This window comes from Alicyclobacillus fructus (genome assembly GCF_017329605.1).
Classification (GTDB): Bacteria; Bacillota; Bacilli; order Alicyclobacillales; family Alicyclobacillaceae; genus Alicyclobacillus; species Alicyclobacillus fructus.
The window spans coordinates 97,073-108,107 of sequence record NZ_JAFMTY010000009.1; the positions used below are offsets into that span (position 1 = coordinate 97,073).

Annotated in this window: 11 protein-coding genes and 2 tRNA genes; all 13 read right to left on the bottom strand. The window is 61.4% G+C overall.

Annotation, left to right across the window (positions count from 1 at the left end):
- Positions 1-27: 27 nt before the first annotated feature.
- Complete coding sequence (gene lonB / locus J3481_RS06585) at positions 28-1,704, bottom strand: ATP-dependent protease LonB (RefSeq protein WP_206831058.1); 1,677 nt, start codon at positions 1,702-1,704, stop codon at positions 28-30.
- Positions 1,705-1,803: 99 nt separating this feature from the next.
- Positions 1,804-3,075 carry an ATP-dependent protease ATP-binding subunit ClpX gene (gene clpX / locus J3481_RS06590; RefSeq protein ID WP_008340896.1) on the bottom strand — a complete coding sequence of 424 codons (1,272 nt, stop codon included), beginning with the start codon at positions 3,073-3,075 and terminating at the stop codon, positions 1,804-1,806.
- 73 nt (positions 3,076-3,148) lie between these two features.
- A complete protein-coding gene (gene clpP / locus J3481_RS06595; RefSeq protein WP_012811146.1) occupies positions 3,149-3,745 on the bottom strand; it encodes an ATP-dependent Clp endopeptidase proteolytic subunit ClpP in 597 nt (198 codons plus the stop codon).
- 79 nt (positions 3,746-3,824) lie between these two features.
- A complete protein-coding gene (gene tig / locus J3481_RS06600; RefSeq protein ID WP_206831059.1) occupies positions 3,825-5,132 on the bottom strand; it encodes a trigger factor in 1,308 nt (435 codons plus the stop codon).
- A gap of 141 nt (positions 5,133-5,273) precedes the next feature.
- Positions 5,274-5,349: transfer RNA gene (locus J3481_RS06605), tRNA-Arg, on the bottom strand.
- 4 nt (positions 5,350-5,353) lie between these two features.
- Positions 5,354-5,427, bottom strand: a tRNA-Gly gene (locus tag J3481_RS06610).
- A 44-nt stretch (positions 5,428-5,471) separates the two neighbouring features.
- Complete coding sequence (rdgB, locus tag J3481_RS06615) at positions 5,472-6,095, bottom strand: RdgB/HAM1 family non-canonical purine NTP pyrophosphatase (RefSeq protein WP_206831060.1); 624 nt, start codon at positions 6,093-6,095, stop codon at positions 5,472-5,474.
- Between the two features lie 15 nt (positions 6,096-6,110).
- The gene (gene murI, locus J3481_RS06620) at positions 6,111-6,956 is read right to left on the bottom strand and encodes a glutamate racemase (RefSeq protein WP_206831061.1); all 846 of its coding nucleotides are present in this window, start codon (positions 6,954-6,956) and stop codon (positions 6,111-6,113) included.
- Between the two features lie 56 nt (positions 6,957-7,012).
- Positions 7,013-7,450, bottom strand: a complete 438-nt coding sequence (locus tag J3481_RS06625; RefSeq protein ID WP_206831062.1) for a MarR family winged helix-turn-helix transcriptional regulator — start codon at positions 7,448-7,450, stop codon at positions 7,013-7,015.
- A gap of 130 nt (positions 7,451-7,580) precedes the next feature.
- Positions 7,581-8,774, bottom strand: coding sequence for an acyl-CoA dehydrogenase family protein (locus J3481_RS06630; protein ID WP_206831073.1), 1,194 nt, complete (start codon positions 8,772-8,774; stop codon positions 7,581-7,583).
- Between the two features lie 44 nt (positions 8,775-8,818).
- A complete protein-coding gene (locus J3481_RS06635) occupies positions 8,819-10,042 on the bottom strand; it encodes a CaiB/BaiF CoA transferase family protein (RefSeq protein WP_236011311.1) in 1,224 nt (407 codons plus the stop codon).
- Positions 10,043-10,076: 34 nt separating this feature from the next.
- The gene (locus J3481_RS06640) at positions 10,077-10,442 is read right to left on the bottom strand and encodes a hypothetical protein (RefSeq protein WP_236011312.1); all 366 of its coding nucleotides are present in this window, start codon (positions 10,440-10,442) and stop codon (positions 10,077-10,079) included.
- Positions 10,443-10,596: 154 nt separating this feature from the next.
- The coding region (locus J3481_RS06645) for a GPR1/FUN34/YaaH family transporter (protein ID WP_236011313.1) at positions 10,597-11,035 on the bottom strand (439 nt) is incomplete at its 5' end.

Sequence of the window (11,035 nt, forward strand, 5' to 3'; positions counted from 1 at the left end):
AAAGTCGATCGCGCCCGAGGCCCGCGCTCACTGCGCCAAAGGCTTCTGGATCATGGCCGCCGGCACCTCTGGACGGGCGCGATCGCCGTCGAGCCCTCCCACGATGGACAGGCGCAGCACGTCCTCCAGCCGCTCGACAGGAACCACCTGGATGTCCGTGCGGTGGCGGAACGATTCCTGCCAATTGGCTTTGGGAATCAGCACCACTTTGGCCCCAGCTTCCGCCGCGGCCGCGATCTTCGCCGTCACGCCGCCCACCGGCCGGACCAAACCCAGAATGGAGAGTTCCCCCGTCATGGCGACCGTATGCAGCACAGGTTCCATGCGGATGGCCGAATAGATGGCAACTGCCATCGCCACCCCGGCGCTAGGCCCATCCACGGGGATCCCGCCTGGAAAGTTGACGTGCAGATGATAGTCGGAAGCCCGAATGCCATACAGGCGCTCCAGGGTCGTGAGCACGTTTTCGAGCGATGACTTGGCCATGCTCTTCCGCCGGATGGAGCGATCCCGCCCGCCAATCGTCTCCTCTTCAACCAGGCCCGTGATGGTCAGCCTGCCGTCTCCGTCCGGCGCGGGCGTCGCCGTCACCTCGATCTCAAGCAACATCCCCAGTTGAGGTCCATAGACCGCGAGGCCATTCACCACGCCCACCTGGGGCTTGTCGGCCACCTTGCGATCGGGTCGCGGGGTCAGGCGGCTGAACTCGACCACCCACTCGACATCTTCGCGCCGAATGGACGTCCGCTTCTCAATCATCGCGAGGCTGCCAGCCATTTGGACGAGGTTGACCGCGTCGCGGCCGTTCGTCGCGTAGTCCGCGACGGTTTCGACCACGCCCTCCTCCAGGGGCATCCCGAGTTTGTCCGCCGCACCTTCTGCCACCTGGCGAATCTCCTCCCTCGTGAGCGCGCGGAAGAAGATTTCCACGCAGCGGGAACGAAGGGCCGGCGGCAGTTCTTCCGGCGATCGCGTCGTCGCCCCGACGAGCCTGAAGTCGGCAGGCAATCCGTTTTGAAAGATATCGTGAATGTGCACGGGGATGTTGGTGTCCTCGCTGCTGTAATACGCGCTCTCCAGAAACACCTTGCGATCCTCAAGCACCTTCAGCAACTTGTTCATCTGAATCGGATGCAACTCCCCGATTTCGTCGATGAACAGCACTCCGCCGTGCGCCTTTGTGACGGCCCCCTGCTTCGGCTGCGGAATCCCCGCGATCCCCATCGCCCCCGCGCCTTGATAGATGGGATCGTGGACAGAGCCGATCAACGGATCGGCGATTCCCCGTTCATCGAAGCGCGCCGTGGTCGCGTCCATTTCAATGAATTTGGCATCCGACTTGAAAGGCGATCCCGGCGTGCGCTTCGCCTCTTCGAGAATCAGGCGCGCAGCGGCCGTCTTGCCGACGCCAGGCGGGCCATAGATGATCACGTGCTGCGGGTTTGGGCCACAAAGCGCGGCTCGAAGCGCCCGCACCCCGTCCTGCTGGCCGATGATATCCTCGATTCGCTGGGGACGCGTGCGCTCGGCCAACGGCTCCGTCAGCGAGATGGCGCGCATCCGGCGCAACTTCTCGAGTTCCTTCTTTGACTCGCGCTCGATGGCGTGGCGACTCTGACTCTGCGTGCGAAGCAGGTTCCAAAAATACATCCCAATGACGAGCGCGAAGAACAGTTGAACGGCTGCCAGGATACTTGCCGTCATCGCGGTCCCTCCCTCTTCCTGCTGCGCTATGCAGTATTGCCTTCAGGAGAGGGGGATAAACGAAAGGCCAGCCCTCGCGGGGCTGGCCCAGGACCGCCATCAGGCTGTCTCTTCTCGCTGGAACGGGATGACCGTGCCGTCCTTGCGCAGGACAATCGGCGGACCCTCGCGCAACACGGCGGCCTTCGTAATGATGCACTTCTGGACGTCGTCCCGGGACGGCAACTCGTACATGACGTCGAGCATGATGGACTCGATAATGGCCCTGAGCCCGCGGGCGCCTGTGCCGCGCCGAATCGCCTCTTTGGCGATGGTCTCGAGCGCGTCCTCGTGGAATTCGAGCACGACGTTGTCCATGTCCAACAGCTTCTGGAATTGCTTTACAATGGCGTTTTTGGGCTCCGTGAGAATCCGCTTCAAGGCTTCCTCGTCCAGAGCGTCGAGCGTCGCGATCACGGGCAGGCGGCCGATGAACTCCGGAATCAGCCCAAACTTCAGCAGGTCCTCCGGCAACACATGCTGAAGGATGGCGGAATCCTTGGTCTCGCTCGACGCCGATCCCGCCGCGCCAAAACCGATCACCTTGCTGCCCAAACGGCGCTTGATGATGGTCTCCAAGCCGTCGAATGCGCCGCCGCAGATGAACAGGATGTTCGTGGTATCAATCTGGATGAACTCCTGATGCGGGTGTTTGCGCCCTCCTTGCGGCGGCACGCTGGCAATCGTCCCCTCCAGGATCTTGAGCAACGCCTGTTGCACGCCCTCGCCCGACACATCGCGCGTAATGGACGGGTTTTCCGACTTGCGCGCGATCTTGTCGATCTCGTCGATGTAAATGATCCCGCGCTCCGCCTTTTCGATGTCGTAATCGGCCGCTTGAATCAGCTTGAGCAGGATATTCTCCACGTCTTCGCCGACGTATCCGGCCTCCGTCAGCGAAGTCGCGTCCGCGATGGCAAACGGCACGTTCAGCGTGCGGGCCAATGTCTGCGCCAAGAGCGTCTTGCCACTGCCCGTGGGACCGATGAGCAGAATGTTGCTCTTCGACAGCTCCACGTCATCGTTCTTCTGCGATCCCGCGTTGATGCGCTTGTAGTGATTGTACACGGCCACCGACAGCGCCCGCTTCGCGTGCTCCTGGCCAATCACATACTGATCCAAGACCGCTTTAATCTCCGTCGGCTTCGGGACATCCTTCAACTCAAACTCGTCGTCTTCACCGAGCTGCTCCTCCACGATCTCATTGCACAGCTCGATACACTCATCGCAGATATATACGCCAGGGCCAGCAACCAACTTCCGCACTTGCTCCTGCGTCTTGCCGCAGAAGGAGCACTTCAGTTGGCCCTTCTCCTCGTTAAATTTGAACATGGTTCGTTCCCCTCCTCATACGAGGTTACCACACCGGCCGCATCAGGCAAAGCCATCCCATTCCCAGCGGGCGTCAACGAACCGGGTGCAGCGGATGCAACACCTCATCGATCAGGCCGTAGGCCTTCGCCTCCTCGGCCGTCATGAAGTGGTCGCGATCCGTATCCCTCTCGATCACCTCGAGCGGCTGCCCCGTCCGCTCAGAAAGCAAGCGATTCAGCTTATCCTTCGTTTTCAGAATCCACTCGGCGTGAATCTTGATGTCCGAAGCTTGACCTTCGACCCCGCCCAGCGGCTGGTGAATCATGATCTCTGCATTCGGCAGCGCGTACCGTTTTCCCTTCTCACCCGCGGCCAGGAGGAACGCACCCATGCTCGCGGCCATACCGATACAAAGCGTGGACACCGCCGGACGGATGTGCTGCATGGTATCGTATATGGCCATGCCGGCTGTCACAGAACCGCCCGGGCTGTTGATGTACATCTGAATGTCCTTTTCAGGATCGTCGGCCGCCAGGAACAGAAGCTGTGCGACGATCGAGTTGGCCACCTGATCGTCGATCGGCGTTCCCAGGATCACGATCCGATCCTTCAGCAACCGAGAATAGATGTCGTACGTCCGCTCGCCACGGCTCGTCTGTTCGATTACGTACGGAATCGGATAATACATGCAACAGCCTCCCTCTCCCTGCGGCCATGTAGAGGACAAGACAAGGCTGTGGCCTTGTCTTGTCCTTCAATCGCCTCGATCAGTTGTCGGTCGGCGGCACGATCTTCGCGTGATCCACCAACAGGCGCACTGTCTTGCGCGTCTTGAGATCCGCCCGCAAGCTCGCGAGCTCTGGGTCGCGGAAACTCAGGAGCTGACGCACTCGATCCGCCTCCAGGCCGGTTTGCTCGGCCATGCGCGCGATCTCCTGTTCCACGTCTTCCTCGGTGACCTCCACCTTCTCGGCGTCTGCGATGGCTTCGAGCACAAGGCTCGTGCGGACGTTTTGCTCCGCCAGCTCGCGGTACTGGTCGCGCAACTCCTCCATCGTCAACCCCGTGAACTCAAGGTACGCGTCGAGTGGAATCTGCTGCATTTGCAACTGTTGCGCGAAATGGCCGATCTGGTGGTCGATCTCCCGCTCAATCATGACCGGCGGAATCTCGATGGTCGCGCGCTCAGCCGCCTTTCTCACGACTTCATTCTCAATATATCGCTCATGCTCGAGTTTTGCCCGCTCTTCGAGTTTCTTGCGAAGATCGGCCACGTATTCGTCGACCGTCTGGAATTCGCTGATCTCCTGCACGAACTCGTCGTTCAGTTCGCGCAACACGGGTCGACGGATCTCATGCAGCTTGACGTGGAAGCGCGCCACCTTGCCGCGCAAGGACTTCACGTGGTAGTCCTCCGGGAAGGTCACCTCGATGTCGCGCTCTTCGCCGGGCTTCATGCCAATCAACTGATCTTCAAAGCCCGCGACGAGCGCTCCGCTGCCGATCTCCAGGCGGAAGCCCTCGGCCTCTCCGCCTTCGAAAGGCTCGCCATCGACCGTCCCCTCGAAGTCGATGGTCACGACGTCGCCCTTTTCGACGGCGCCGTCCTCCACGGTCTCGATCTGTGCATGGCTCCGCAGGACGTTCTGAATCTCCTGTTCGACGTCCTGGTCGGTGACCTCAAACACCCTGTCCTGAACCTCGAGACCTTTGTACTCCCCGAGTTGGACCTCCGGTTTCACCGTCACGGTGGCCTTAAAAATGAACGGCTTTCCGCTCTCCACCTGGACGACATCGACGGACGGCTGATCCACCGGCTCGATGCCCGTCTCCATGACGGCCTCCTGATAAGCCTGCGGCAAGAGGATGTTCACCGCGTCCTCGTACAGCGATTCCACGCCAAACCGCTTTTCGAACAGTTTGCGCGGAACCTTGCCCTTCCGGAAGCCCGGAATCACCACGCGCTTCACCACGCGTTTAAATGCTTCATCCAGCGCATGGGCAAATCGCTCGCTGTCAACCTCCACTTCGAGCACACCCACGTTCGCGCCAGTCTTCTCCCACTTCGCTGCCATTCAACCGATCCTCCTAACTGTGTCCCACGAACCATCCGACGAACCCGCGTGTTGCGCGTTCGCGGTCACCGCTCTCGCTTGAATCGCGTGCGAGGCCCATGTGAATTGAGCACCCCGGTGGGTGCTCTCGGCTAGCCCGCGTGGCGTCTCAGGAGGGATTTGAACCCCCGACCCGCGGTTTAGAAGACCGCTGCTCTATCCCCTGAGCTACTGAGACGTGATGGAGCGGGTGAGGGGAGTCGAACCCCCGCCGCCAGCTTGGAAGGCTGGAGTTCTACCGTTGAACTACACCCGCATATCATATCACCTTCGATAGTTTAGTCGATCAGGCAAGGGATATCAAGATAGCGCGTTTTCGCCCGTGGAGGAGCGCCCCTCGCGGTCGATCACGAACGGCAACCGCTCGACGAGCTCGCGCACAGCCCGCGCCCGATGCGAGAAGCGATGCTTCTCCTCCGACGACATCTCCGCGAACCTACGCGCTTCCCCATGCGGCGAGAAAAGCGGATCGTACCCGAACCCGCGGTCGCCGCGCGGTGCATCGTGCACCATGCCGTCCACCCGCGCCTCGACCTCGACGAGCACCTGGTCCTTATGCGCGACGACCAAGGCGCAAGCGAACCATGCGTCTGCAGCGCGAAGACCTTTCGCCCGCAGCGCTCGGATGAGCTTGTCGTTGTTGGCGCGATCGTCCGCACCTTCTCCAGCGTAGCGCGCCGAGTGCACGCCCGGTTCGCCACCGAGCGCGGGCACGACGAGCCCCGAGTCATCCGCCAACACAGGATCTTCGACGTATCGGGCATAGAACAACGCCTTTTGCCGCGCGTTGTCAAGAAACGTTTCGCCCGTCTCAGGCGCCTTCGGGAGGTCCGAAGGCAACAGGACGAGATCGACCCGCGACCCGAGGAGTTGCGCAAACTCCCGCACCTTGTTCGCATTCTGCGTGGCCATGACGATGCGCATCTCCGCCCACACTCCTTAGGGCGCCGTCCGCTGCAGCGGCTGATCCGAAATTGGCAGGGACACGTGCCGCACGGCGCGCTCGCCAGGAACCTCGCCGAACCAGGTCGCCAAGGCCATGCGGAGACTCGCGGTATCCCCCGTCGTCAGGAAGCAGGCGTCTCCCTCGTGACCTCGCGGCGCCTCGAGCCCGCGCTCGGCAAGCAGTTCCGCGACCCGCGCTGCGGTCGCATCCGCAGATGAAATCACGCGAATGGCAGGCCCAAGCACCCGGCGGATCACGGGCATGAGCAGCGGGTAATGCGTGCATCCCAACACCAGCGTGTCGATGCGCTCCTGGAGGAGCGGCCGAAGCGAATCGCGCACGACCGCTTCCACCGCTTCGCCGTCGACGTGCCCCTGTTCAACGAGCGGGACAAACAAGGGGCATGCCACCTCGGTGACACAAACGTCCGGGCGGAGCGACCGCAGCGCATCCGCGTACGCGTGGCTCGCGACCGTCACCGAGGTGCCGATGACACCAATGCGCCCGGTCTCGGACGCCTGGACAGCCTGCGACGCGCCGGGCTCGATCACGCCCACCACGTCGATGGCAAGTTCCTCCCTCAGGCGAGGCAGCGCGACCGCCGTCGCCGTGTTGCAGGCGACCACGAGCAATTTGACGCCGAGCCGTTCCAGGTAACGGCCAATTTCCAGCGCGAAACGCGCCACTTCCCTGGGATCCCGATCTCCGTACGGACAACGGGCACGATCGCCAAAATACACCATCGATTCATGGGGCAAGCGGCGTTTCAACGCGTGAAAGACCGTCAAACCCCCGACGCCGGAATCAAACACGCCTATCGGGCGATGCGCCAGCTCCATCCTCTACACCCCTCTGTGTCCACGCGCCCGTTTGCCTCGGTTCACTGCCGCGAGGCTTACGAATTACCCATATTCGTCAAAAGAAGATCCAGTGCTTGCAGAATGGCGCGGCGCTGTTCGATGGACACGTGCTTCAAGATGGAATCGAGGTAGGCTCGGCGCGCGCTTAGCACCGCCTCAATGACCTGTGAGCCCTTGTCTCGAAGCTGCACGCGGACCACCCGCCGATCCACCAGATCGCGTTGCCGAGCCACGTAACCGGCGCGCTCCAGCCTGTCCACGAGATCCGTCGTGGTGCTGTACGCGAGGTACAATTTGGCTGACAGTTCCCCAATGGTCAGTTCGCCTTCGTTGTACAGCGTGATGAGCGCATCGAACTGAGGCGACGTCAGATCGTAGTCCTTCAAGAGCACACGTCCGCGCCGACGCACGGTCGCGGCAACATGGCGCAGCGCCTTCTCGATTTCCTCCACATAAGGACTGTAGTCTGCCAAAGGATACCCACATCCTGTCCTGGCCCAGAGTCCAATAAATCGTACCATTGCCCTCTTTTTTCGGTCAACGGGATCGCACGGTCCGCGAAATGAAGAAGGGGCGCACGAGGCGCCCCGGGAATCGGATCCTTTATTCCTCGAACGGCCACGCCGGCAGTCGGCGCGACAGGGGTTTGTCCCGCCGATAGCCGAGCGCGTACTCCGCCTGCAGAATGGTGTGAATTTCGCGCGTTCCTTCATAAATCACGGGCGCCTTCGCGTTGCGCAGGTATCGCTCCACGGGATACTCATTGGAGTAACCATAGGCCCCGTGAATCTGCACCGCGTCCGACGCAGCCTCCCAGGCCGCATCGCACGCTACCCATTTCGCGAGCGAGGTCTCGCGCGTGTTCGGCAGCCCTTGGTTCTTCAACCATCCGGCTCGATACACCAACAACCTGGAAATGTCGAGATTCGCGGCCATCTTCGCGATCATCTGCTGCACGAGCTGGTGCCTGCCGATGGGCTGACCGAACGTCTCCCGCTCGTGACAGTATTTCACCGAGGCCTCGAGGCAAGCAGCGATACATCCACAGGCTCCGGCCGCCACCGTGAATCGGCCGTTGTCGAGCGCGGACATGGCGATTTTGAACCCTTCTCCTTCCTCTCCGAGCCGATTCTCGACAGGGACCCGGACGTGATCAAAGAACAGTTCTCCCGTGTTGCCCGCGCGAATGCCGAGCTTTCCCTTGATGGATCGCGTCGAGAACCCTTCCCATCCTCGTTCCACGATGAACGCCGTGATCCCGTGGTGCTTCTTTGAGCGGTCGGTGTACGCGAACACCAGGAAATGGTCCGCGACGTCGGCGAGCGAGATCCAGATCTTTGAGCCGTTCAAAATGTACGAGTCTCCGTCCCGCACCGCCGTGGTACGCATCGCAGCCACGTCAGAACCCGCGTTCGGCTCGGTGAGCCCGAACGCCCCGATCTTCTCTCCGCGGGCTTGGGGCACCAGGTACTTTTGCTTCTGTTCCTCCGTGCCCCACTGCAAAAGCGTAAGAGAATTCAGGCCCGTGTGTACCGACACAGCCGTCCTGAACGCGATGTCGCCGCGTTCGAGCTCTTCGCACACAATCGCGAGGGTGTTGTAGTCCATCCCCGCGCCGCCGTACTTTTCCGGGATGCACACGCCCATCAGCCCAAGTTCCGCGAGGCGCTTGAGCACCCGCGGTTCAAAGTGTTGCTTTTCATCCCACTCCCGAATGTGTGGCAGGATCTCCTCGTCCACAAACTTGCGCACGACATCGCGAACGGCCAACTGTTCCTGCGACAGGCTGAAATCCATCTCCCACACGCCTCCCCTTGATCTCCCGCCAGCCATGGGTCCCCTTACGCGGACGGTTCCGCCTCCGACGGCGGACAGGTCCTGACCACGCCTGACGCCTTCAGCGCCTCGATTTGCTCAGGACGGTATCCAACCTCTTTCAGAATCGCTTCCGTGTGTTCGCCAAGCCTCGGAGGTCTGCGGCGCAGGCGCACATCCCAGCCATCCCCAAAGAATGGCGATCGCGTCACAAAAAACGAGCCCACGCCCGGATACTCGGTCTCCCACAACATTCCACGAGCCGCCACCTGCTCCAGATGAAGCACGTCTTCAATGGTGTTCACCGCGGAACACGGTACGCCCGCGTCGGTCAGAATCGCTTCCCATGCTTGTACGCTTCGCTCGGCAAGCCTCGCTTCGAGTTCGGCCGCCAACTCCTCACGGTGGCGCACTCGGAGTCCATTCGTTTGAAAGCGCGGGTCCTCCGCGAGTTCAGGACTTCCTAGCGCTTCGCACAGTTTGCGAAACAGCCCGTCGTTGCCCACCGCAACGACCATCCATCCATCCGCGGCAGATAGAGCCTGGTACGGAGTAAGGCTGAAATGAGCCGATCCGAGCCTCTGTCCGACGTGCCCCGTGAGAAAGTAGGACGTGGCGTAATACGTCATGAGGGCAACCTGGCCTTCAAACAGACTGGTCTCCACATAGGTGCCACGCCCGGACTTTTGGCGGGCAAACAGCGCCGCACAGATGCTCAACGCCGCCCAGAGCCCTGCCGTGAGGTCGGCGATGGACCAGCCCGCCCTGACCGGTGCCCGCCCTTCTTCACCCGTGACGGACATCAGGCCGCTTGCCGCTTGGATGGCGAGATCGTACCCAGGCCGATCCTTCCATGGCCCGGTACGGCCATACCCGCTGACGGCGGCGTACACGAGACGCGGATTGGCGGATTGAAGTGAGGCATAGTCGAGCCCCCACTTCTCCATCGTCCCCGTGCGAAAATTCTCCACCAACACGTCCGCCTCCTGCGCCAACCTGCGCACGATCTCGCGCCCCGCTTCCGTCTTCAAATCGACAGCAATGCTTCGCTTGTTGCGGTTGAACGCGAGAAAATAGCTGCTGACGCCGTCCTTGGTGGGTTCGTAACGCCGCGTCTCGTCGCCCTCCGGGCTTTCGACTTTGATCACGTCGGCGCCGAGATCGCCCAAAATTTGTGTGCAGAACGGGCCGGCCAGCACTCGACTGAGATCCAGGACGCGAATTCCTGCAAGCGGTTGCATGGCGGTCATGGGGTCACCTTCTCCTCTTCCGGCCGGTTGTGCGTCAGCGCCATGCGGCGCGTTCCGCGCGATCTTCCCTGTGCCCGTCGCCTTGAAGCCCGATGACACAAGGACCGTCGATGTCCGACGTGCGCACCTCGACCATCAGGGCGCCCTCGGGCACGCGCTCACCCTCCAGTGCGGAGAACAGACGACCGAGCGCGGCTTCATACCGCTCCTCTGTCAACTGCCACACCTCGCGAGCGGACCATAGGGCATCGCGGATGGCCGCAAACAGAGCATCCTCCAGAGCGGGCACTTGACACCGGACGTACACGGGCCTTCCCTCAACCAATGCATACGCCAATTGCCGCGCCGCATGAGCATCCACGCCCGAGCCTGACCGGTAAGCCTCTGTCCAGACGCGCAATGCGTTCACCCCTGTTGTAGTTTCAAATCCTAAACCATGGTTCACAAAAGAAATAACATCTGTTCTCATGGTAGATCACAAAGCGTGCCGCGGCAAGACGTGAGCAACAAAAAAAAGGCCAGCCATGACGGCCAGCCAGCAGAGCTCCTCGGATTCATGCTTCGGAGCGAGCGCCAAGTTCCGCCACGCCTGCCGCCGCGGGCTGCGGCACATGCGCCGAAACGCTTTTCATGAGTGCTTCCGCCATGATGACGAGGCCGATGGCAGCCGAGATGAGCCCGGAGTAACCGCCGAACGCGCTGTTTACGCCTGCGAGATTCGCCATCGTGCCACCCAGGAAGGCGAAGAAGACGAACAAGAAGAGCAGGCCAAACAGGAGTTGGGCTCGAAACGCGGCTACGACAAAGGGCACCGTGACGATGGTCCAGATGAGCAGAAACACACCCAACGCCTCGTTGGCCTGCGTGCCGAACTGGAGCACACCCTTCAATTCCAAGTAGACCCTCATGTCGATTTTCGACGCCACGGGATCATGAAAATGGCGATGTTGCGCGCTACGATGGTGATAAGCAACCACCAGAGCTCGATCCCTC

Bases quoted from the DNA above. Each gene is read 5' to 3' on its own strand.
- clpX (WP_008340896.1), bottom strand. From the start codon at position 3,075: ATGTTCAAATTTAACGAGGAGAAGGGCCAACTGAAGTGCTCCTTCTGC.
- lonB (WP_206831058.1), bottom strand. From the start codon at position 1,704: ATGACGGCAAGTATCCTGGCAGCCGTTCAACTGTTCTTCGCGCTCGTC.
- clpP (WP_012811146.1), bottom strand. From the start codon at position 3,745: ATGTATTATCCGATTCCGTACGTAATCGAACAGACGAGCCGTGGCGAG.
- rdgB (WP_206831060.1), bottom strand. From the start codon at position 6,095: ATGCGCATCGTCATGGCCACGCAGAATGCGAACAAGGTGCGGGAGTTT.
- J3481_RS06630 (WP_206831073.1), bottom strand. From the start codon at position 8,774: ATGGATTTCAGCCTGTCGCAGGAACAGTTGGCCGTTCGCGATGTCGTG.
- murI (WP_206831061.1), bottom strand. From the start codon at position 6,956: ATGGAGCTGGCGCATCGCCCGATAGGCGTGTTTGATTCCGGCGTCGGG.
- J3481_RS06635 (WP_236011311.1), bottom strand. From the start codon at position 10,042: ATGACCGCCATGCAACCGCTTGCAGGAATTCGCGTCCTGGATCTCAGT.
- tig (WP_206831059.1), bottom strand. From the start codon at position 5,132: ATGGCAGCGAAGTGGGAGAAGACTGGCGCGAACGTGGGTGTGCTCGAA.